The organism is Arthrobacter sp. FW306-1B-G06A (genome assembly GCF_058781765.1).
In genome coordinates this window covers 101,143-123,288 of sequence record NZ_JBYSXB010000005.1, presented here as the reverse complement: position 1 = coordinate 123,288, position 22,146 = coordinate 101,143, and the positions used below count along the sequence as shown (strand labels likewise).

Sequence of the window (22,146 nt, the reverse complement as noted above, 5' to 3'; positions counted from 1 at the left end):
GCTCAGCCGGTGCGGAGCGCCTTCTTGGTATTCCGGTTCAAAAGCGGCTGCACCCGGAAGGGAATCAATTCCCCCATGGACATGGCCGTGTCCGTTCGTTCCACCCCGTCGCACGCAAGGATCTTGCCGTTGATCCGGAACAGATCCTCGGCGTCGAGCGCCACCACCCGCAGCAGGAGGTCTGCAGAACCGGTCAGGCCGTACCCCTCGAGGATTTCCGGGATTTCGGCGAGGTCCAAGGCAAGCTGTCCAAGCTTTTGCTGCTGCACATGCACCGAGATGAACGCCATGAGGGGGTAGCCAAGGGCGGCGGGGTTGATGCGCCGTTCGAAGGAGAGGAACGCATGCTTCTTTTCCAGTAGGGCCATGCGTGCCTGGACCGTATTCCGCGATAGTCCCAGCTTCTGCGCCAAGGCGACAACCGTGCCGCGTGGATCCTTCGCCATGGCCGAAAGCAGGCGTGTGTCGGTGCCATCTAAAGCTTGCATAATGCGCAACGTTAGCACGGTGCGCCTGCCCCAGATAGGGCAAAATGCGCAGAATTTCCAATGGTGGTTGTACCCAATGAGCATTGTGAGTAGGGTCACAATTAATCCAGGCGACGACGCCCGGATGCTGGCCCGCGGGTGGATCACAAGTCCCTCCTAAGGCCTGCGAGCACGAGCTGAAAGGTGCGATCAACTGTGTTGACGGACGAACCCGGCCAGGACGCCTACAAGGCTTCGAATCCCGGAATCAGTGCAGCAAGCCCGCGTCGGACCGGCGGGGATCTGGTCCAACTGATTTCCCCGGAAGGGGAACGCATCAGCCACCCGGAGTTCGATCTCTGGGTCAGCGATGTCACGGACGAGCAACTGTGCTCGCTGTACGAAGACATGGTGGTCATCCGCCGCATCGACGCCGAGGCCACCGCCTTGCAGCGTCAGGGAGAGCTGGCCTTGTGGCCGCCCCTGCTGGGCCAGGAAGCATCGCAGATCGGTTCCGGCCGGGCCCTGCGGGACGACGACTTTGTCTTCCCCAGCTACAGGGACAACGGCGTTGCCTACTGCCGCGGTGTGGAGCCCACGGACTTGGTCCGTGCCTGGCGCGGCAATGCCTCCTCCGGCTGGGACCCGTACCGGCACAACATTGCCACCCAACAGATCATCATCGGCTCGCAATCGCTGCACGCAACCGGCTACGCCATGGGTATCCAGCACGACGGCGCCGACTCGGTAGCGGTGGCGCTCTTCGGAGACGGTGCCACGAGCGAGGGCGACGTCAACGAGGCAATGGTCTTCGCGGCAAGCTTCCAGGTACCCGTGGTCTTCATCTGCCAGAACAACCACTGGGCCATCTCCGAACCCGTCCGGATTCAGTCCCACATCCAGATCGCCGACCGTGCTTCGGGCTTCGGAATCCCCAGCATGCGCGTCGACGGGAACGACGTCCTGGCTGTTTTGGCCGTCACCCGTATCGCGCTGGACCGGGCCCGCAAGGGCGGCGGACCGACGTTCATCGAAGCGGTGACCTATCGCATGGGCCCGCACACGACGGCGGATGATCCCACCCGTTACCGCGACGCCAACGAGCTTGAGGACTGGGCGGCCAAGGACCCGATTGCCCGCCTCAAGGCGCTGCTCCGCACCAAGGGCCTCCTGACGGAAGAGGTCGAAGCCAGGACCCAGGCCAAGGCGGACGAGGTGGCAAGGAGCCTGCGGTCAGGCGTCATCAACATGCCGGATCCCGCGCCACTTGACCTCTTCAAGCACGTCTACAGCACGCCCAACTCCTGGATCGAACGCCAGAAGGACCACTACGCCCGCTATCTGGAAAGCTTCAGCGGATCAACCCAGGAAGGTGCACTCTGATGAGCAAGTTGACTTTCGCCCGCGCCATCAACGCCGGCCTGCGCAAGTCCCTCGAAAACGATCCCAAAGTTGTCCTCATGGGTGAGGACATCGGTGCGCTCGGTGGCGTTTTCCGGGTCACCGACGGCCTCCAGAAAGACTTCGGCAAACACCGGGTGGTTGACACCCCCTTGGCCGAATCTGCGATCATCGGCACCGCCGTCGGACTGGCCTACCGCGGCTACCGCCCGGTCTGCGAAATCCAATTCGATGGCTTCATCTACCCGGCATTCGACCAGATCGTCAGCCAGGTAGCCAAGATGCATTACCGTACCCAGGGCCGCGTCAAGATGCCCATCACCATCCGCGTTCCCTTCGGTGGAGGGATCGGGTCACCCGAGCACCACTCGGAGTCCCCGGAGGCGTACTTCACCCACACCTCGGGCCTCCGCGTCATCAGCGTCTCCAACCCGCAGGATGCCTACACCATGATCCAGCAGGCCATCGCCTCGGACGATCCGGTGCTGTACTTCGAGCCCAAGCGCCGCTACCACGATAAGGGCGAAGTGGACGAGACCGCAGATCTGTCCACGGCACTGTCCATGGAGAAGGCAAGGGTGGTCACCGCAGGCAGCGACGTCACCTTGGTGACGTACGGACCGCTCGTGAAGACCGCGAACGACGCCGCCATGGCCGCCGCCGACGAAGGGGTCTCGGTGGAGGTTATCGACCTGCGCTCGCTGGCTCCGATCGATTTCCCGGCAGTGGAGGCGTCCGTCCGCAAGACCGGCAGGCTCGTCATCACCCACGAGGCTGCGCAGTCCGGCGGGCTCGGCGCCGAAATCGCCGCCAGCATTACCGAGCGTTGCTTCAACTACCTTGAATCGGCGCCGGTCCGGATCACGGGATTCGACATTCCGTACCCGTATTCAAAGCTCGAGATGCACCACTTGCCGGATCTGGACAGGATCCTTGACGGCGTGGACCGCGCACTCGGCCGCGGCAACTCCCTGAGCGGGCTGGAAGGATGAGCGCCACCATGATCAAGGAATTCAGGTTGCCCGACCTCGGCGAAGGACTCACGGAGTCGGAAATTCTCAGTTGGAAGGTTGCGGTGGGGGACACCGTGACCCTGAACCAGGTCATTGCCGAGGTGGAGACGGCCAAGGCCGTGGTCGAGTTGCCTTCGCCCTTCGCCGGAACCGTGGCCGCCCTGCACGAACAAGCCGGTTCGGTTGTGGAGGTCGGCAAGCCGATCGTCTCCTTTGAAGTCGACGACGCCGGAGCCTCGCCTTCCGCTGTTGCCGGTTCCGCTGCGGGCGCATCGGTGGAAGGCCCCGCGGAGACCGCGGCGAAGCGCGAGCCGAACCTCGTAGGCTACGGCGCCGTCGTCGAAAAGTCCGGACGGCCGGCCCGCCGCCAGCGGTCCTTTGACGGAAGCACCGGCGAACGCGAGGCCGCCCGGGAAGCGGTTCCGGCCGTCGAGCCCGTTCCCGTGGTTGAACAGCCCGGACCGCTCGCCGTGCCAAGCGGTCCCGCAGCGGAAAAAGAGCGTCCGCGGTCCACGCCTCCGGTCCGCAAACTGGCGAGGGATCTCGGAATCGACCTCGAGCTGGTCAAGGGAACCGGACCGGGAGGCCTGATCACCCGTTCGGATGTCCAGGACTTCGCGGACGGGTCCCAGCCGCAGCTCATCGCTTCCGAGGCCGCCGCGTCCGCCGTCGGGGTTTCCACTGAACGCGAGACCCGCACACCTATCAAGGGAGTCCGGAAGTTCACGGCCGCTGCCATGGTGCAAAGTGCGTTCACGGCGCCGCATGTGACCGAGTTCCTGACCGTTGACGTCACGCCCACCATGGAACTGCTGACGCGGCTCAAGGCGAGTCGCGAATTTGCCGGGTACAAGCTCACGCCGTTGACCATCGCGGCCAAGGCGGTGTTGATCGCCTTGCGCAGGAACCCGACGCTGAACTCCCGCTGGGACGAAGGCGCACAGGAGATCGTGCAGTTCAACTACGTGAACCTGGGTATCGCCGCCGCCACTCCGCGGGGTCTGACTGTTCCCAACATCAAAGACGCGGACAAGATGACGCTGCTGGAACTGTCCACGGCGCTGTCCGAGCTGACGGACACGGCACGTTCAGGCAAGACTTCCCCGGCAGATCTGACGGGCGGGACCATTTCGATCACGAACATCGGCGTGTTCGGGATCGACGCCGGAACCCCCATCCTGAACCCGGGCGAGGCTGCCATCGTGGCGCTGGGATCAGTGCGCAAAGCTCCTTGGGTGCACAACGACGAACTCGCGGTGCGCCAGGTGATGTCGTTGAGCCTGTCCTTCGACCATCGACTGGTGGACGGCGAACAGGGCTCGAAGTTCCTGGCCGACCTGGGCGCGATCCTGTCCGACCCGGCAACCGTCATGACCATGATCTAGCGGCTCTCCAGGCCAACTGACTCGCAGTTGTTGTCGTTTTGGAGGCTCAAAACGACAACAACTGCTGGGCCCACGCCGTCAGGGTTCCCTGGCCGAGCTTGCGAGGCAAGGGTGGCGGTGGGGAGTTAGTTGGGCCTTGCTAGCGGAAGGCTAGCGCACCGTCAGGGCGGCCAGGGCCATGCGTTCAAGGATGGGCCGGGCACTCTTGACGGCCATGCGTCGACCATGGTGCCGGACCGAGTGCGGCGTCGAGTTGATGAGGCCGAAGGCTGCGTGCGCGCGGACCCGGAGCTCGGCAGGATCCGTGTCCGGATGCAGTTCGCCGAGCACCCCCACCCACAGTTCCACATAGTTGCGCTGCAGTGTGCGGACTTCGGCCTGGTCGGCGTCGCTGAGGTTGCTGAAGTCGCGGTCCTGGACCCGGATGACATCGGGATTGCTGAGGGCGAAGTCCACGTGGAACTCCACCAGTCCGCGCAACGCAGCTTCAGCGTCGGCGGCTTCGGACACCACGGTGCGGCCGCCGTCGAGAAGATTCCGGCTCACACTCAACAGCAGCTCGGCGAGCACGGCTTGTTTTCCTGGGAAGTGCCGGTACACCGCAGGTCCGCTGACTCCTGCCGCGGCCCCCAGGTCCTCAAGGGACACGCGGTTGAAACCATCGGCGGCGAACAACCCGGCTGCGGCGGTCAGGAGGGCCTTGCGCCGTGTTTCCTTGGCTTGGCTCCGCTGGGTCGGTGCTGGGCCGTCCTGCTGGGAGCTCCGCTGGAAGGTGACCACAATTCCTCCTTTTGCACGCGTCCACTTCAGCGCCGGTACCGGGCGGGCCCCGTGTCGGGGTGATGGACAACACAGTTAATAGAGACTAACCTAAATTCCAGTTATGCGGTACTAACTGAGATGGCCATTGGCCGGGATGGGACACAGTCGATGGAGACACTCGCCAGCCAGCTGGATACCAGCAGCGATCAGTTCGCGGCCAACGCGGAAGCGCAGCTGTCACTGGTTTACGAGCTGAAGAAGCGCCTAGCGGTGGCCGCCCTGGGTGGCCCGGAGAAGTCGCGCGAGCGGCACATCTCCCGGGGCAAGCTGTTGCCGCGCGAGCGCATCCACTACTTGCTGGACGAGGGAAGCCCTTTCCTTGAGATCGCCCCGCTGGCGGCCAACGGGATGTACAACGACGACTCCCCGGGTGCCGGAGTGATCGCGGGGATCGGCTTGGTCCATGGCCGCCAGGTGATGGTGGTGTCCAACGACGCCACGGTCAAGGGCGGAACGTATTACCCGATGACGGTGAAGAAGCATCTCCGGGCGCAGGAAATCGCGCTGGAGAACAGGCTGCCGTGCGTCTACCTCGTGGACTCCGGGGGAGCGTTCCTGCCCAAGCAGGACGAGGTGTTCCCGGACAAGGAGCACTTTGGCCGGATCTTCTTCAACCAGGCGAGGATGTCAGCGGCGAAGATCCCGCAGATCGCCTCGGTCATGGGGTCCTGCACGGCCGGTGGCGCTTACGTTCCCGCCATGAGCGACGAAACCGTCATTGTCCGCAACCAGGGCACCATTTTCCTGGGCGGACCGCCCCTCGTGAAGGCCGCCATCGGTGAAATCGTCACCGCGGAGGAACTCGGCGGCGGCGACGTGCACTCGCGGATTTCCGGTGTGACGGACCACCTCGCCGAAAACGACGAGCACGCCCTGCAGATCGTCCGCGACATCGTCTCCACCCTGCCCAAGCCTGAGGCCCCTGCCTGGGACGTGGACACCGCCGTCGAGCCCGTGGTGGACCCGGGCGAGATCTATGGTGCCGTTCCAACGGACGTCAACGCCCAGTACGATGTCCGGGAAGTCATCGCCCGGCTCGTGGACGGCTCGAGGTTCCACGAGTTCAAGAAGAACTACGGCACCACCTTGGTGACGGGGTTCGCGAAGCTGCACGGCCACCCTGTGGGCATCGTGGCGAACAACGGTGTGTTGTTCAGCGAGTCCTCCCTCAAGGGCGCGCACTTTATCGAGTTGTGCGACCAGCGCGGCATCCCCTTGGTTTTCCTGCAGAACCTCTCCGGCTTCATGGTCGGCAAGGACGTCGAGCAGGGCGGCATCGCCAAGAACGGCGCCAAGATGGTCACCGCCGTCGCCACCGCCCGCGTGCCCAAGCTGACGGTGGTGATCGGCGGTTCCTTCGGTGCCGGAAACTACTCGATGTGCGGCCGCGCCTACTCGCCGCGCTTCCTCTGGATGTGGCCGGCGTCCCGGATCTCGGTGATGGGCGGGAACCAGGCCTCGAGCGTGCTGGCAACCGTCAAGCGTGACCAGTACGAGGCCCGCGGCGAGGAATGGTCCGCCGAGGACGAGGAAGCCTTCAAGGCCCCCATCAGGCAGCAATACGAGGACCAAGGCAGTCCCTACTACTCCACCGCCCGGCTCTGGGACGACGGCATCATCGACCCCGCTGACACCCGGCGCGTCCTGGGCATGGCCTTGGATACCGTCTCCCGCCAACCCCTGCCGGAAACCTCCTTCGGCCTCTTCCGGATGTGACCCCATGACCATCAACTCCTTCGACACCGTCCTTGTCGCCAACCGCGGCGAGATCGCCTGCCGCGTCATCCGCACCCTCAAGGCCATGGGCATCCGTTCCGTTGCGGTCTATTCAGACGCCGACGCCGGGGCCCGCCACGTGCGCGAATCAGACACGGCCGTCCGGATCGGCACAGCCGCGGCGGCGGACAGCTACCTGCGGATCGACGCCATCATCGAGGCCTGCCTGCAAAGCGGTGCCCAGGCGGTCCACCCGGGGTATGGATTCCTGGCCGAAAACGTTGAGTTTGCCAAGGCCCTGGACGCGGCAGGCATCGCGTTCATCGGCCCCGGCATTGACGCCATCGAGATCATGGGCGACAAGATCCGCTCCAAGAACCATGTCATGTCGTACGGCGTCCCCTGCGTCCCGGGTATCGCCGAACCGGGATTGAGCGACGAGGCGCTCATCGAGGCGGCGCCCGGCGTCGGCTTCCCCCTGCTCATCAAGCCCTCGGCCGGTGGCGGTGGCAAGGGCATGCACATCGTGGAGCGGCTCGAGGATATGGCGGCAACGCTGCTCACGGCCCGACGGGTGGCGGCGAGCGCCTTCGGCGACGACACCCTGTTCCTGGAACGTCTTATCCAGTCGCCCCGGCACATCGAAGTCCAGGTCCTCGCCGACAACCACGGCAACGTGATCCACCTCGGCGAGCGCGAATGTTCCCTGCAGCGCCGCCACCAGAAGGTCATCGAGGAAGCACCGTCCCCCCTGCTGGAGTCCCTCGCGAATGGGGCCGAGGTCCGGGCGCGGATCGGTGAGGCCGCCTGCCAGGCTGCCCGAAGCGTCAGGTACAGCGGTGCCGGTACGGTGGAGTTCCTCGTCTCGGACCAGGATCCGGAGCACTTCTTCTTCATGGAGATGAACACCCGCCTCCAGGTGGAGCACCCTGTCACGGAAATGGTGACAGGCGTCGACCTTGTCGAATGGCAAGTGCGCATCGCCGCAGGTGAGGTCCTCACGGTGGCGCAGTCCGACGTCGTGCTTGAGGGCCACGCGGTAGAGGCGCGAGTCTACGCGGAGGTACCCGAACGCGGGTTCATGCCATCCATCGGCGAGATCATGATGCTCCGGGAACGGGCAAGCAACGATCCGCACGTCCGCGTCGATTCGGCCATGCTGACGGGCCTGTCCGTCAGCGGGGACTACGACCCCATGCTCGCCAAGGTCATTGCCTGGGGTCCGGACCGCAAAGCGGCGCTGGACACCCTTGACCACGCGCTGGGGGACTACACGCTGCTGGGCGTGCACACGAACGTCGAGTACTTGCGGCTCCTGGTCAACGACGACGACGTCCGCGCCGGCCGCCTCGACACCGGCTTGATCGAGCGCAAGCTGGACGGGATGGAATTCCGCCAAGTGTCCGACGTCGAGTTGGTTGCCGCCGCGATGCTGAACCGTCAGGTCTTGGCTCCTGCCGGAACGGCAGCACCCTGGAACGCCGCCGACGGTTGGCGCGTCGGCGCGCCCGCACCGTGGAAGACCACAGTCGGACGCCCCGACGGCGGACTGGCCACCGTGGGGCTGACGGTGGACGGGCAGGGCTTCACGGCGCGCGTGGACAGCGGCGCCGAGCACTCTGCCTCCCTGCGGCCGGGATCCGCGGGACATGCGGTGCTGGTGCTCGACGGCGTCGAGCACCCTTTCGCGCACGGCTCACCATCTTCGGAGCTTGGGTCACGCGAACTCTGGCTGGGCAGCGACGGCTGGTCCTGCCGGCTGGAGATCCTGGACCGCGAAGCCCGGCTCCAACGAATCCTCGCGGGCATCCAGCGCGAAGAAGGCGCCGCGGATCCCGAAGTCCGGTCTCCCATGCCGGGAACCGTCGTCTCCGTTTCGGTGCACAACGGCGACCACGTGGAAGCGGGCGACGTCCTCCTCGCAGTAGAGGCCATGAAGATGGAACACCAGCTCGTGGCCTCTGTGTCCGGCACCGTGCACCTCAGCAGCAAGACCGGGGACCTCGTCAAGGCTGACCAAGTCCTCGCCACCATCCACGTGGCGGCGGAGCCCGCCCCAGAAGTCTCAGCAGAAAACCAGAAAGACGAGGAAGTCTAGCCATGGCAAGTTTTGAACTCACCGAGGAATACCAGGACCTGAGCGACTCCGTCCGGGAATTCGCCGACGAGGTAGTGGCGCCGGTGTCCACCAAGCACGACGAGGAACACAGCTTCCCGTACGAGGTAGTCAAGCAGATGGGTGAGATGGGTCTTTTCGGCCTGCCCTTCCCTGAAGAGTTCGGCGGAATGGGCGGGGACTACTTCGCCCTGGCGCTCGCGCTGGAACAGCTGGGCCGGGTGGACCAGTCCGTGGCCATCACCCTCGAGGCGGGTGTCTCGCTCGGCGCCATGCCCGTGTACCGCTTCGGCACCCAGGAGCAGAAGGAACACTGGCTGCCCCAGCTGACCTCGGCCGAAGCGCTCGCAGGCTTCGGTCTGACCGAGCCTGAAGCCGGCTCGGACGCCGGTGGCACCAAGACGAACGCGCACCTCGAGGACGGCCGCTGGGTCATCAACGGCAACAAGGAATTCATCACCAACTCCGGGACCGACATCACCCGGCTCGTCACCGTCACCGCCGTCACCGGGCAGCACGAACGCAAGGACGGGAGCATCAAGAAGGAAATCTCCACCATCCTGGTTCCCACCGACACACCCGGTTTCACCGCCGAAAAGGCCTACAACAAGGTGGGCTGGAACGCCTCCGACACCCACCCGCTGACACTGAACAACGTGCGGGTTCCCGAAGAGAACCTGCTCGGTGTCCGGGGACGGGGCTACGCCAACTTCCTGTCCATCCTGGACGAAGGCCGCATCGCCATCGCCGCGCTTGCCACCGGCGCGGCCCAGGGCTGCGTCGACTTGTCCGTGAAATATGCCAAGGAACGCGTGGCCTTCGGACAGAACATCGGCAAGTACCAGGCCATCCAGTTCAAGATTGCCCGCATGCAGGCACGGGCCCACACAGCCCGCCTGGCCTACTACGATGCGGCCGCGAGGATGCTGGCCGGCAAGCCGTTCAAGACCGAAGCGGCCATCGCTAAGATGGTCGCAGGCGAGGCAGCCATGGACAACGCACGGGACGCCACCCAGGTGTTCGGTGGCTATGGCTTCATCAACGAATTCACGGTGGCACGGCACTACCGCGACTCCAAGATCCTGGAAGTCGGGGAAGGCACTACCGAGGTCCAGTTGATGCTCATCGCCCGCGAGCTGGGCCTTTAACCGTCAGGGAAGGTAAACGATGATCGACAAAGTTGTTGCCAGCGCCGCGGAAGCGGTGAAGGACATCCACGACGGTGCCTCTCTCGCCGTCGGCGGGTTCGGCCTGTGCGGTATCCCGGTGGCGCTGATCGATGCGCTCCACCATCAAGGCACCAAGGACCTTGAAACAGTCAGCAACAACTGCGGCGTGGACGACTGGGGCCTGGGCATCCTGCTGAAGGACGGACGGATCCGCCGGACCATCAGTTCCTATGTTGGTGAGAACAAGGAGTTCGCGCGGCAGTACCTCGCCGGTGAACTCGAGGTGGTCCTCACCCCGCAAGGTACCCTCGCCGAGAAACTGCGCGCCGGCGGGGCCGGAATCCCCGCGTTCTTCACGGCGGCCGGCGTCGGGACGCAGGTTTCGGAAGGCGGTCTGCCGCAAAAGTACGACGCCGACGGCAACGTGGCGATCGCATCCTCACCTAAGGAAGTGCGCACCTTCAACGGGGCGGACTATGTCCTGGAGGAATCCCTGACACCCGATTTCGGACTGGTCCACGCCTGGAAGGGGGACCGTCACGGGAACCTCGTCTTCCACGCGACGGCTATGAACTTCAATCCACTGTGTGCCATGGCGGCCCGAATCACCATCGCCGAGGTCGAAGAGCTTGTGGAACCCGGCGAACTCGATCCGCAACATATCCACACGCCGGGCATCTTCGTCCAGCGGGTCGTCGTGGCACCGGACACCGAGAAGCGCATCGAGAAGCGGACCGTCGCGTTGACCCGGCAGGCAGGAGCGTAGCCATGGAATCGAACATCACCCAGGATGTGCCGCCGCGTCCCGAGGCCGTCAGGCACGAGTACCGCCGCGCCGGCGCCGAGCACCACGAGGGCAAGGGCTGGACGCGGAACGAACTCGCTGCCCGCGTAGCCCGTGAACTCACCAACGGGCAATACGTCAACCTGGGGATCGGCATGCCCACCCTGATCCCCAACTACATCCCCGAGGGCGTCGAGGTGATCCTCCATTCCGAGAACGGGATACTGGGCGTCGGCCCCTACCCGGCCGAGGACGCGGTGGACCCGGACCTGATCAACGCCGGCAAGGAAACGGTCACAGTCAACGCGGGCGCCGCGTTCTTTGACTCGGCTACCTCGTTCGGCATGATCCGCGGGGGCCATGTGGATGTCGCCGTGCTGGGGGCCATGGAGGTCGCGGCCAACGGGGACCTGGCCAATTGGATGATCCCCGGCAAAATGGTCAAGGGCATGGGCGGCGCCATGGACCTCGTCTTCGGCGCCAAGCGGGTGATCGTGATGATGGAGCACGTGGACCGCAACGGCAAGCCCAAGATCGTCAAGGAATGCTCGTTGCCCGTCACGGGGAAAGGCTGCGTGGACCGGATCATCACCGACCTCGCCGTGATCGACGTCGTCTCCGAAGGCGGGGCCTCGAGGCTCGTGCTGCGCGAGCTGGCACCGAATGTCTCGGCCGAGGACGTGGCGGCAGCGACCGGCGTCGAGCTCTTCGAAGAGGACCAGGAGCTGACTGTATGACGGCGGACGCTGAACCCCGCGTGGTCGAGCAGCGGGGGATGTACTTCGACGAACTCGAGGAAGGCGTTGTGTACGCCCACCGGCCCGGGCGGACCGTCACCGAAACGGACAACGTCCTGTTCACCACGTTGACCATGAACACCCAGGCCCTCCACCTGGACGCGGCGTGGAGCGCCAAACAGCCCTTCGGGCAGAGGCTCATGAACTCGATGTTCACGCTGTCCACCATGGTGGGACAGTCCGTCACCCAGCTGACCCAGGGCACCATCATTGCCCAACTGGGCCTCACGGACGTCTCCTTCCCGCACCCCCTCTACCACGGCGACACCCTCTACACGGAGACGGTCATCATCGGGAAACGGGAGTCGTCGTCGCGTCCCGGGCAAGGCGTGGTGACCATGAAACATACCGGCCGCAACCAGGACGGCACTGTGGTGGCGCTGGCGACGCGGGCCTGCCTCATGTGGAGCCGGACAGCGCATCTGGAGGCGCAACAGGGGACAATCAATACATGACCTTCACCATGGGCCCCGCTTTGCTTTTCTGCCCCGCCGACCGGCCGGAACGGTTCCAAAAGGCCGCTGAGCGTTCCGACGCCGTCATCGTGGACCTCGAGGATGCTGTCGCGCCCGCAGACAAGAAGCGGGCCCGGGGCGCGATCCTCGCCCAGCTCGGCTCAGGCGGCGAGACCGCCGAACTCGACCCCAGCCGCACGATTGTGCGCGTCAATCCGGTGGGCACCCCGGACTTCGAGAAGGATCTGCACTGCCTGGCGCATACTCCTTACCGCACCATCATGCTGGCCAAGGCCGAGACCGCCGAACAGTTGAAGGCACTCGACGGATACCACGTCATCGCCCTGTGCGAGACGGCCAAGGGAATCGTCAACGCGGCTGAGATCGCCCAGGCTCCCAACGTCGTCGGGCTCATGTGGGGCGCCGAGGATTTGATCGCCTCGATGGGCGGCACCTCCAGCCGCAAGGACGACGGCGGCTACCGCGCCGTCGCAACGCACTCCAGGTCCACCGTGCTGCTGGCGGCCAAAGCCGCAGGCAAGGAGGCCATCGACTCGGTCTACGTCGACATTCCCGATCTTGCCGGGCTGGCCGTGGAATCCGCCGACGCCGTGGCCAGCGGATTCGGTGCCAAGGCTTGCATCCACCCGAACCAGGTCGCCGTTGTCCGCGAAGCGTATGCACCGTCGCCCGAAGCCGTCGCAGTGGCGCGGGAACTGCTTGACGCTGCGGCTGCGGCCGGAACCGGTGTGTTCCAGCACAAGGGCAAAATGGTGGACGGTCCCATCCTGAAACACGCCGAATCCACGCTGCGCAGGGCACGGCTTTCCTGAAGGGTCGCCCCGGGTCTATTGACCGCGCCGTCGTGGCTTCGGCAGCGACAACGGGGCGATGACCTCGTAGAGCTCCATCCGGATCCAGCGCTGACCCGTTTCCCGGAACTCGGCCCTCGTGGCGAAGCGGTACAGGAAGCTGCGGGCCCGCACCCAACGCGGCCGGTCGCCGTCGAACGGGTCCTGGCGCAACAAGCGCAAGGTGGGCGGATCGGCGTCGAGCAGCTTGCCCAGGAACGCGTAGAACCATTCCTCGTGCACAGTGCGCAAGGGCAGGAACCACATCAGCCAGTCGAGGCGCAAGTGGTAGGGCGCCCATTGCCGGGGGAGCCGGCGGACGTCGCCGGGCTTGCCCTTGAAGCCGTATTCGCGCCAATCGGCCTCATCGACGGGAACGTCTGCCTGGGTGCCTTCCACCACGATTTCCACGCGGTGCCGCGTCACCGTGCCGAACGCCCCGTACGTGTTGACCAACTGCCATCGGTTGAAGCTCGCGTTCATGAGCTGCCCCCGCGAGAGCAGGTTGCGGATGGGCCAATAGCTGAGCACCAGGAGGAGCACCGTCACCGCGAGCACGACGGCGAGCCACCACACCGGGGTCTGCGGAACCGCCGTTGCCGGGTTGGTCCGTTGCGGGATGAAAGGCAGCACAGCATGGGCAACCGGGTCGCTCACCGCAGCGAAGGCAAGCACGATCGCGGACCAATTGAGCCACGCGAAGTTTCCGCTCCCCACCAGCCAAAGCTGCGTGAAGACCACAATTCCTGCGGCGATGGTGGCCAGCGGCTGCGGGGCGAACAGGAAGAACGGCACCACCAGCTGGGCGAAGTGGTTGCCGAGCACCTCCATGCGGTGCATCGCTTTGGGCAGGAGATGCGCCTGGCGGCTCAACGGTCCGGGCATGGGCTGGGTTTCGTGGTGGTAGTACAGGGCGGTTAAATCACGCCACTCGCTTCCGCCATGGATCTTGATCATGCCGGCGCCGAATTCCAGCCTGAAGAGCAACCACACGAGCAGGACGAGGATGGTCCTGGGCGGGGGGACCTGGTCCGAACCGAGGAAGCCGACGGTGAAGCCCATTTCCAGCAGCAGCATCTCCCAACCGAAGCCGTAGAAGGTCTGGCCGACGTTGACGATCGACATGTAGAGCAACCACAAGGCCAGGAACGCGGCCAAGGGAAGCCACGGCGGGCCAAGCTGCGGCAGCCCGCCCACGAGCGTCAGGGACACGGCAAGTCCTGCGGCGCACACGGCGCGGAGCAACGTGTCCGAGTACTTCCAGCGGAACAGGCTGGGCCTGCGCAAGACCCTGTGGCCGTCCACATACCTCGGGACAGGCAGGAGCCCATGTTCGCCAAGGAGTGCGGGAAACTGGTTGAGGCTGGACAGGAACGCGATGAAATAGAGCGCGGCCGTGCCGCGCTGGAGCACCTGCCGGGCGAATTCATAGTCCGGCGCCTCGAACCACGAGACCCAGTCCACAAACCAACGCTACGCCTGGGGTGCGGGATACTTAAGCAATGCAGCCGCGCAAGATCATCCTCCTCGGGTCCACTGGTTCAATCGGCACTCAAGCGATTGACGTCGTCGACGCCGCCCCCCACCTGTTTGAGGTCGTGGCGCTGAGCGCGGGTGGCGGGAACCTGGAACTCATCGCGCAGCAGGCAGTCCACACCAAGGCACAGGCAGTCGGCATCGCCTACGGCGACGCCCACGAACTCCACAGACTCATCGGCGCTGCCGCCTCCGCCGCCGGACTCCGGAACTACGATCCGGCGATCATCACGGGGCCGGATGCGTCCACCAAGATTGCCGCGATCGAAGCGGACGTCGTACTCAACGGCATCACGGGGTCCATCGGGCTGGCGCCCACGCTGGCAGCACTCAAGTCGGGCGCCATCCTGGCCTTGGCGAACAAGGAATCCCTCATCGTGGGCGGTGCCCTGGTGAAGGCCGCTGCCGCCGTTGACCAGATCGTGCCCGTGGATTCCGAGCACTCGGCCATCGCCCAATGCCTCCGCGCAGGAACCGACAAAGAGGTTGGGAAACTCATCCTGACGGCGTCCGGCGGACCTTTCCGGGGCCGCAGCCGGGAGCAACTCCGCAACGTCACCCCGGCCGAGGCCCTTGCGCACCCCACGTGGGACATGGGCCTCATGGTCACCACCAACTCGGCCAGCCTCGTCAACAAAGGCCTGGAGGTCATCGAAGCGCACCTGCTGTTCGACGTCCCGTTGGACAGGATCGACGTCGTGGTGCACCCGCAATCCGTGGTGCACTCGATGGTGGAGTTCGTGGACGGCTCCATCATTGCCCAGGCTTCTCCGCCGGACATGCGACTGCCCATCGCCCTCGGCCTCGGGTGGCCGGACCGCGTGCCCGGCGCCGCCAAGGCCTGCGACTGGACCAAGGCCACCAGTTGGACGTTCGAACCCCTCGACTCGGTGGCTTTCCCGGCCGTGGAACTGGCCAAGGACGCCGCGAAGCAGGGGAGCACGTTTCCAGCGGTCTTCAACGCGGCCAACGAGGAAGCGGTGGAAGCCTTCCACGCCGGGAGGATCCGCTTCACCGACATCGTGGACACGGTGGAGTCCGTCCTCAGCGAACATTCAGGATCCTTGGAGCTGACGGTGGACTCGGTGTTGGATGCTGAGAGGTGGGCACGCACGCGCACCCATGATCGTTTAGCCAACAGCACCCTTTAGGAAGCAGTACTTAAGGCATGAATCCCGTCATTCTGTTCATTCTCGGAGTCGTCTTCGTCGCGATCGGCGTGGCCGTCTCCATTGCGCTGCACGAGGTGGGGCACTTGCTTCCCGCCAAGCTCTTCAAGGTGCGCGTCACGAAGTACATGATCGGGTTCGGTCCTACCCTGTGGTCCACGCGGAGAGGCGAGACCGAATACGGCGTCAAAGCGATCCCGCTTGGCGGCTACGTCGCCATGATCGGCATGTACCCGCCCAACAAGGAAGATGGCAGCGTCAGGCCGTCCAGCACCGGCATGTTCCAGACACTCGCCACCGAAGCCCGGTCCGCGGCGCACGAGGAAGTGGGCCCCGGCGACGAGAACAGGGTCTTCTACAGGCTGCCGGTCTGGAAAAAGGTCATCATTATGCTGGGTGGGCCGGCCATGAACCTGCTCATCGGCCTGGTGCTGACAGCGGTGCTGCTCATGGGCTTCGGAGTGTCCACCGCCACCACCACCATCGCCGAGGTGTCAAAGTGCCAAGTCAAGGCCGGCGAAACCGTCGATCCAAACTCGCCGAACTGCCAACTGACCCCGGCCGCGGTGGCCAAGCTCCAGCCGAACGACGTTGTCACCAGCTTTGACGGCAAGCCTGTGACGAGCTGGGCCGAGATGAGCGGCTGGATCCGGGCATCCGCCGGCAAGTCCGTGCAAATCACCGTGGACCGTGGCGGCAAGAGCGTCACCACGCAGGTTACCCCGGTGCTGTCCGCACGCCCCGTCATCGCCGACAACGGCCAGCAGGCCAAGGGCTCGGACGGCAAGCCGCTGTACGAGGAGGTCGGGTTCCTCGGCATCGGTGCGCAAACCGCCATGGTGCCCCAACCGGCGTCGACCGTTCTTCCGATGGCTGGCGAGAACATCAAGCAGATCGCCGGAGTCATCCTCAACCTCCCCGCCAGGGTAGTCGGAGTAGCGCAAGCGGCTTTCGGCTCCGAACCGCGCGATCCCAATGGCCCGATCAGCGTCGTCGGCGTTGGCCGGGTGGCCGGTGAAGTGGCTGCCATGGATCAGGTTCCGCTGCAATCGCGCGTCAGCGCCCTCGTGGGGCTCCTCGCCGGACTGAACTTCGCCCTCGCCGTCTTCAACCTGGTTCCGCTCCTGCCGCTCGACGGCGGACACGTGGCGGGCGCGCTCTACGAGGGAGCCCGGCGTCGAATCGCCAAGCTGTTCGGCAAACCGGATCCCGGCGCTTTCGACATCGCCAAGCTCCTGCCGCTCACCTACGTCGTGGCGAGCGTCCTCATGGCCATGAGCGCGCTGCTGATCTACGCGGACATCGTCAAGCCCGTCAACCTCTTCGGCTGATCCGGATTGGGCTGGGGGGATAGGCTATCCATATGACTGTTTTCGCTGTTGAGTACGTTTACGACGCCGAGTCCGCCGAGGTGCGCGACGCGAACCGCCCCGCCCACCGCGCCTGGCTCGCCAGCCTCGCCGAGCAGGGAACCCTGCTGGCGAGCGGCCCTTACACCGACGGGGCGGGTGCGCTGCTCCTGCTCGAGGCCGCCGACGAGGCCGAGCTGAACGCCACGCTGAAGGAGGACCCGTTCGCCGCCGTCCGGGGGATTGCAGGCATCCGGACGTCGGAGTGGAACCCCGTCATCGGAATGCTCTCCGCCCACGCTTCCTAGCAGCATGACCGGCCGGGTTCCCGGCCCTACGATCCACCCATTTCAACCCAAGGAGTCCACGTGACCTCGGTCAGCCTGGGAATGCCGTCAGCCCCGCCCCCCGTTCTCGCGCCCCGCCGCAAGACCCGCCAGATCAAGGTGGGTTCGGTCGGCGTCGGCTCCGATTCACCCATCAGCGTGCAATCGATGACCACCACCCCCACCACGGACATCAACGCCACCCTGCAGCAGATCGCCGAGCTGACGGCGTCCGGCTGCGACATCGTGCGTGTCGCTTGCCCCTCCGCGGACGACGCCGAGGCACTGCCGATCATCGCCCGCAAGTCCCAGATTCCCGTGATCGCGGACATCCACTTCCAGCCGAAGTATGTCTTCGCCGCGATCGAGGCCGGTTGCGCTGCGGTGCGCGTCAATCCGGGCAACATCCGCAAGTTCGATGACCAAGTGAAGGAAATCGCGGCGGCAGCTCGCGATCACGGTACGTCCATCCGGATCGGCGTCAACGCCGGGTCCCTGGAGCCCGGCATCCTGAAGAAGTACGGCAAGGCCACCCCGGAGGCCCTCGTCGAGTCCGCTGTGTGGGAAGCGTCGTTGTTCGAGGAACACGGCTTCCACGATTTCAAGATCTCCGTCAAGCACAACGATCCCGTCATCATGGTGGCGGCCTACGAGATGCTTGCCGAAAAGGGCGACTGGCCCCTGCACCTCGGCGTGACAGAGGCCGGGCCCGCCTTCCAGGGCACCATCAAGTCCGCGACGGCCTTCGGAGCGCTCCTGTCCAGGGGTATCGGCGACACCATCCGCGTGTCCCTCTCCGCCCCGCCTGTCGAGGAAATCAAGGTCGGCAACCAGATCCTGCAGTCCCTCAACCTGCGCCCCCGCAAGCTCGAAATCGTCTCCTGCCCTTCATGCGGACGCGCCCAGGTGGACGTCTACACGCTGGCTGAGCAGGTCACGGCCGGGCTTGAGGGAATGGAGATTCCGTTGCGTGTCGCCGTCATGGGTTGCGTGGTGAACGGCCCGGGTGAGGCCCGTGAAGCCGATCTCGGTGTGGCCTCCGGAAACGGCAAGGGCCAGATCTTCGTGAAGGGCGAAGTCATTAAGACTGTCCCCGAGAGCCAGATTGTTGAGACACTGATCGAAGAGGCCATGCGTATCGCCGAAGAGATGGGGGAGGCCGATGGCGAAGATGCTGTCAAGGGTAGCCCCGTGGTTAGCGTCTCGTAGCGAGACAGCCGCCGATGGGATGTCCGTCCGGGTGCTCGGCGCTGCCGACACCCGGGCCCTTCGCGTGCTCGCGATGGAAGACCCCGTAGCGAACGTCTTCATTCTGGCGCATCTCGATTCGTCGGGGAGCGCCGCACCCACGTCCGGTGGGGCGAGCGTCTTTGGAGTGTTCGACGGCGATGCCCTGGTGGGTGCCTGCTGGGCCGGCGCCAATCTGGTTCCGGTGCAGCTGGACCCCGGGCTGGCTTCCCGCGTTGCGGCGGTTGCACACCGGGCAGGACGCCGGTACGCCTCGATCTTCGGGCCGGCGGAGACCGTACTGGCGCTGCATTCCCGCTTGGAGCAGCTGGGCCATTTCGCCCACGAGGTACGTGCCGACCAGCCACTTCTGGCCATCTCGGGGCCACCCGCCATCGAAGCCAATCCGCAGCTCGGCTTCGGAAACATCGCGGATTTCGACCGTATCCTGCCCGCGTGCGCAGCCATGTTCGAAGAGGAAGTGGGGTATTCTCCCTTCCTCGGGAGCGAGGACTTCTACAGCCGCCGGGTGGCCGGACTGATCCGGCAAGGCCATTCCCTGGTGCACATCGATGCCGGCGGGAAAGTGAAGTTCAAAGCCGAACTCGGGGCGGTCACCGCGCAGGCCACCCAAGTGCAGGGCGTCTGGATGAACCCCGAGTTCCGCGGCCAAGGACTCAGTGCCGGGTACATGGCGGGAGTGGTTGTCCTGGCCCAGCAGTTCGCGCCGATCACCAGCCTTTACGTCAACGAGTACAACACCAGGGCGCGCGCCACCTACGAGCGGGTCGGGTTCAAACGCCTGGGAACCTTCGCCACGGTGCTGTACTGATCAACCCAACCCAACTAACTCGCAATAGATGTCGTTTTGAGGGCTCATAACGACGTCTAATGCGAGTCAGTTGGGAGGGGTGAGCGCACCGGTGAGGTAGTGCTGGACGTTCGGGGCCACGAGCCGCACTACCTCGTCCTGGGAGGCCGAAGCCAGGGGTTCCAGCCGGACCACGTAGCGCATCAGCATGAGCCCCACCACCTGCGTGGCAACGAGGGTGCCGCGCATCTTCGCCTCCTCAGGGGAACCGGGAAGACCCGCTGTGATCCTGGACAGGATGGTCCTCGCCACCATCTCCCGCAGCAAGGCGGTCTTGGCCTTGGAGCCGATCGTTCCCCTGACAAACGCGACAAGCCCGTGTTGTGCCGGGCTTTCCCACAGACGCAACACGGCACGGACGATTGCTTCGGAGCGCTGTGCCGGGGCCAACGATTCGACGCCGGCCAGGACCTCGTCGGGATCAGCCGGAAGTTCGATGCTCTGGGCGAAGAGTTCGTCCTTGCCCTTGAAGAAGTGGTGGACCATGGCCGGGTCCATCTCTGCTTCGCGGGCCACTTGCCGCAGGCTCGTGCCGTCGAAGCCGTGTTCGGCGAAGAGCCGGCGCGCTGTAGCGAGGATCAGCTCGCGGGAGTCGCTCCCGCCGCTGCGGCGTCCCCGCCGCAGGGGAGGCACGCCGCCGCTCATGAGGTCCGCCGTCGGAGGGTGAACGAAGCCAGGACCAAGACCCCCACAACGATCGCCGCCATGACCCCGGCATCCTGCCACATGGCCTGCGTCGCCTCGGTGTTGTCGGCGATCTGCTGGAGCGCATCGACCGAAAACGTCAGCGGCAGCACATTGGAAATGCCCTCCAGGAGGCTGTTCATGTGGTCCCTTGCCACGAAGAGTCCGCACAAGAGGATCTGCGGTATCACCACCACCGGCATGAATTGCACCGCCTGGAATTCGGTCCTCGCAAAGGCCGAGCACAACAGGCCGAGCGCAACACCGAGTACTGCGTTGATGACGGCAATCATCACGACGTAACCGGGACCGCCCTTGATATCCAGATTGAAGATCCAGTAGGCCACAGCGGTTGCGACAAGGGACTGCAGGGCCGCCATGATAGAGAACGCCAACGCGTAGCCGAACAGGAGATCGGCTTTGTGGATGGGCGTCGTCAGGAGCCGTTCCAACGTCCCCGACGTCCTTTCGCGCAACATAGTGATCGACGTGACCAGGAACATCACCACAAACGGGAAAATGGCCAGCATCATGAGTCCCACGCGGTCAAAGGTCCGGGGGAATCCGGGAGGCAGGGTTTCGTTCTCGAACAGATAGTAGACGCCCGTGAGCAGCAGGGCCGGAACCACCATGATGAGCGCGACGCTCCGGTGGTCGTGCCGCAGTTGTTCCAGGACCCGCCTGGTGGTGGCAAACATCATCCGTGGATTCATCACGCCACCTGGCTTTCATTGGCACTCCGGTGGCTCGAAGCGGCGCCCGCTTCCTGGATGATGTGCAGAAAGGCCTGTTCCAGGTCGTTGCTGTGTCCCCGCTCGCTCAGTTCCGCCGGACTGAGCTGCGCCAGCAGCAATCCATCGCGGAGCAGGAGCAACGAGGAACAGTGCGAGGCCTCCTCCATGACATGGCTGGACACCAGCAAGGTGGTGCCCGCTTTGGCCAAGGCGGCGAACCGTTCCCACAGCTCGGCACGCAGTACCGGATCCAAGCCAACCGTCGGTTCGTCGAGGACCAGCAGCTTCGGATGCGAGACGAGCGCGCAGGCCAGCGAGACCCGGCTGAATTCACCGCCGGAAAGGTCTGCCGTCTTCCGCCGTGCCAGTGATTCGAGCCCGACGGCGGCAATCGCCTCCGCGGTGTCGGCCGCCGAGACGCCGTGCATGGCTCCGAAATACCTCACGTTCGCCTCGACGCTGAGGTCCGTGTAGACGCTCGGTGCCTGGGTGACGTATCCGACGTCGTGCCGCAATGACGGAGTACCTGCTGGACGGCCCAATACGTCCACGCTGCCGGCTGTCAGCCGCTGGACGCCGACGATGCAGCGCATGAGGGTTGTCTTGCCGCTCCCCGAGGGTCCAAGCAGGCCCGTGATCCGTCCGGGCTCCATGGCGAAGTCCACGCCACGGAGAATCTTCTTGCGGCCGCGCGTGACGTGCAGGCCCTCCACCGTGACCGCAGGGGACGCAGGGGACATGCCTGGTGCAGGACTTCCCGCTGGACTGTGGGACATCGCGGCCTCCGATTTATTCATCAGGTGATGAATAAAAGGTAAATCCGATACACAAGCGCGTCAACTGTGAGCTTCGGGGACGGATCTGCAACGCGGGGTCACTTACGGCCCATGTCGGACCTCCGGATGGGCGCTAACTGACCCCGCGTTGTTCGTTGCCAGAATTGATTAGTCCAAGCCCTTGAAAAAAGTGTCCACCATCACATAAATTCAGAACCAGCCGTGTCGCTGGGGCGCGGACGGTTTCAGAGAGGAAACACAAAACCAAATGGCTGTAGGCGTTGATCTTTCGAAGGCATTCGACGAGTCCGACTAAGCCTCCAGGACAACGCCCGCGGCCGACCAGCCGCTGAGCCACGCCATGGCAGGATGACCAGCCGCCCAGCGGCCAGGGGCTTCCTCGCACCATGGCGTGGCTCATGTTCGTTCGGGGCGGCTTTGCTTTCCGAAGAACCCGGGGAAGGAATCCGGGGGGACGGCCCCGGCAGGTTCCCCGGC

The 22,146-nt window shown here is 64.9% G+C and carries 21 protein-coding genes; 15 read left to right on the top strand and 6 right to left on the bottom strand.

Annotation, left to right across the window (positions count from 1 at the left end; all coding sequences use genetic code 11):
- Positions 1-2: 2 nt before the first annotated feature.
- On the bottom strand, positions 3-488 hold the full coding sequence (locus tag AC3WJM_RS04215; protein WP_059387836.1) for an Lrp/AsnC family transcriptional regulator: 486 nt from the start codon (positions 486-488) through the stop codon (positions 3-5).
- A 195-nt stretch (positions 489-683) separates the two neighbouring features.
- Here AC3WJM_RS04215 and pdhA point away from each other — a divergent pair, with 195 nt between their 5' ends.
- Genes pdhA through AC3WJM_RS04200 form a run of 3 tightly spaced genes read left to right on the top strand, consistent with a single transcriptional unit; the run spans position 684 to position 4,266 of the window.
- A complete protein-coding gene (pdhA, locus tag AC3WJM_RS04210) occupies positions 684-1,850 on the top strand; it encodes a pyruvate dehydrogenase (acetyl-transferring) E1 component subunit alpha (protein WP_492271252.1) in 1,167 nt (388 codons plus the stop codon).
- Complete coding sequence (locus AC3WJM_RS04205) at positions 1,850-2,860, top strand: alpha-ketoacid dehydrogenase subunit beta (protein ID WP_059387835.1); 1,011 nt, start codon at positions 1,850-1,852, stop codon at positions 2,858-2,860. Before pdhA ends, AC3WJM_RS04205 begins: the two co-directional genes overlap by 1 nt.
- On the top strand, positions 2,857-4,266 hold the full coding sequence (locus tag AC3WJM_RS04200) for a dihydrolipoamide acetyltransferase family protein (protein ID WP_492271251.1): 1,410 nt from the start codon (positions 2,857-2,859) through the stop codon (positions 4,264-4,266). The genes AC3WJM_RS04205 and AC3WJM_RS04200 overlap by 4 nt, the downstream gene beginning before the upstream one ends.
- 150 nt (positions 4,267-4,416) lie before the next feature.
- Here AC3WJM_RS04200 and AC3WJM_RS04195 read toward each other — a convergent pair whose 3' ends face one another.
- Complete coding sequence (locus tag AC3WJM_RS04195) at positions 4,417-5,046, bottom strand: SACE_7040 family transcriptional regulator (RefSeq protein WP_059387833.1); 630 nt, start codon at positions 5,044-5,046, stop codon at positions 4,417-4,419.
- 150 nt (positions 5,047-5,196) lie between these two features.
- On the opposite strand from AC3WJM_RS04195, the gene AC3WJM_RS04190 reads away from it, so the two are divergent.
- From AC3WJM_RS04190 to AC3WJM_RS04160, 7 genes are read left to right on the top strand one after another with little or no spacing between them, the layout of a single operon-like run.
- Entirely contained in the window at positions 5,197-6,804 is a 1,608-nt protein-coding gene (locus tag AC3WJM_RS04190) for a carboxyl transferase domain-containing protein (protein WP_492271250.1), read from the top strand.
- Between the two features lie 4 nt (positions 6,805-6,808).
- Positions 6,809-8,902, top strand: coding sequence for an acetyl/propionyl/methylcrotonyl-CoA carboxylase subunit alpha (locus AC3WJM_RS04185; RefSeq protein WP_492271249.1), 2,094 nt, complete (start codon positions 6,809-6,811; stop codon positions 8,900-8,902).
- Between the two features lie 2 nt (positions 8,903-8,904).
- Positions 8,905-10,068 (top strand): acyl-CoA dehydrogenase family protein, encoded by a 1,164-nt coding sequence (locus AC3WJM_RS04180; RefSeq protein WP_234753077.1) that lies wholly within the window; start codon positions 8,905-8,907, stop codon positions 10,066-10,068.
- Between the two features lie 19 nt (positions 10,069-10,087).
- Positions 10,088-10,855 (top strand): CoA transferase subunit A, encoded by a 768-nt coding sequence (locus AC3WJM_RS04175; protein WP_284989370.1) that lies wholly within the window; start codon positions 10,088-10,090, stop codon positions 10,853-10,855.
- A 2-nt stretch (positions 10,856-10,857) separates the two neighbouring features.
- Positions 10,858-11,610, top strand: a complete 753-nt coding sequence (locus AC3WJM_RS04170; RefSeq protein ID WP_284989369.1) for a CoA transferase subunit B — start codon at positions 10,858-10,860, stop codon at positions 11,608-11,610.
- Positions 11,607-12,125: a MaoC family dehydratase gene (locus tag AC3WJM_RS04165; protein ID WP_059387831.1), complete on the top strand. Its 519-nt coding sequence runs from the start codon at positions 11,607-11,609 to the stop codon at positions 12,123-12,125. The genes AC3WJM_RS04170 and AC3WJM_RS04165 overlap by 4 nt, the downstream gene beginning before the upstream one ends.
- The gene (locus AC3WJM_RS04160; RefSeq protein WP_284989368.1) at positions 12,122-12,958 is read left to right on the top strand and encodes an HpcH/HpaI aldolase/citrate lyase family protein; all 837 of its coding nucleotides are present in this window, start codon (positions 12,122-12,124) and stop codon (positions 12,956-12,958) included. The genes AC3WJM_RS04165 and AC3WJM_RS04160 overlap by 4 nt, the downstream gene beginning before the upstream one ends.
- A 15-nt stretch (positions 12,959-12,973) precedes the next feature.
- Here the strand turns inward: AC3WJM_RS04160 and AC3WJM_RS04155 are convergent, their stop codons facing one another.
- Positions 12,974-14,440 (bottom strand): lipase maturation factor family protein, encoded by a 1,467-nt coding sequence (locus tag AC3WJM_RS04155; protein ID WP_492271248.1) that lies wholly within the window; start codon positions 14,438-14,440, stop codon positions 12,974-12,976.
- 38 nt (positions 14,441-14,478) lie between these two features.
- Between AC3WJM_RS04155 and dxr the strand changes: the two genes are divergently transcribed.
- Genes dxr through AC3WJM_RS04130 form a run of 5 tightly spaced genes read left to right on the top strand, consistent with a single transcriptional unit; the run spans position 14,479 to position 19,415 of the window.
- Complete coding sequence (dxr, locus tag AC3WJM_RS04150) at positions 14,479-15,663, top strand: 1-deoxy-D-xylulose-5-phosphate reductoisomerase (protein WP_332603275.1); 1,185 nt, start codon at positions 14,479-14,481, stop codon at positions 15,661-15,663.
- A 17-nt stretch (positions 15,664-15,680) separates the two neighbouring features.
- Positions 15,681-17,012, top strand: a complete 1,332-nt coding sequence (locus AC3WJM_RS04145; protein WP_059387828.1) for a M50 family metallopeptidase — start codon at positions 15,681-15,683, stop codon at positions 17,010-17,012.
- Between the two features lie 32 nt (positions 17,013-17,044).
- Positions 17,045-17,338 (top strand): YciI family protein, encoded by a 294-nt coding sequence (locus AC3WJM_RS04140; RefSeq protein WP_284989364.1) that lies wholly within the window; start codon positions 17,045-17,047, stop codon positions 17,336-17,338.
- Positions 17,339-17,398: 60 nt separating this feature from the next.
- The gene (ispG, locus tag AC3WJM_RS04135) at positions 17,399-18,565 is read left to right on the top strand and encodes a flavodoxin-dependent (E)-4-hydroxy-3-methylbut-2-enyl-diphosphate synthase (RefSeq protein ID WP_013600504.1); all 1,167 of its coding nucleotides are present in this window, start codon (positions 17,399-17,401) and stop codon (positions 18,563-18,565) included.
- Entirely contained in the window at positions 18,528-19,415 is an 888-nt protein-coding gene (locus tag AC3WJM_RS04130; RefSeq protein ID WP_306962922.1) for a GNAT family N-acetyltransferase, read from the top strand. The genes ispG and AC3WJM_RS04130 overlap by 38 nt, the downstream gene beginning before the upstream one ends.
- 66 nt (positions 19,416-19,481) lie before the next feature.
- Here the strand turns inward: AC3WJM_RS04130 and AC3WJM_RS04125 are convergent, their stop codons facing one another.
- The 3 genes from AC3WJM_RS04125 to AC3WJM_RS04115 are packed head-to-tail and all read right to left on the bottom strand — an operon-like array spanning position 19,482 to position 21,648.
- On the bottom strand, positions 19,482-20,099 hold the full coding sequence (locus AC3WJM_RS04125; RefSeq protein ID WP_307053516.1) for a TetR/AcrR family transcriptional regulator: 618 nt from the start codon (positions 20,097-20,099) through the stop codon (positions 19,482-19,484).
- Positions 20,096-20,839 (bottom strand): ABC transporter permease, encoded by a 744-nt coding sequence (locus AC3WJM_RS04120; RefSeq protein WP_307053541.1) that lies wholly within the window; start codon positions 20,837-20,839, stop codon positions 20,096-20,098. Before AC3WJM_RS04120 ends, AC3WJM_RS04125 begins: the two co-directional genes overlap by 4 nt.
- A gap of 11 nt (positions 20,840-20,850) precedes the next feature.
- Complete coding sequence (locus AC3WJM_RS04115) at positions 20,851-21,648, bottom strand: ABC transporter ATP-binding protein (protein ID WP_172465501.1); 798 nt, start codon at positions 21,646-21,648, stop codon at positions 20,851-20,853.
- Between the last annotated feature and the right edge of the window lie 498 nt (positions 21,649-22,146).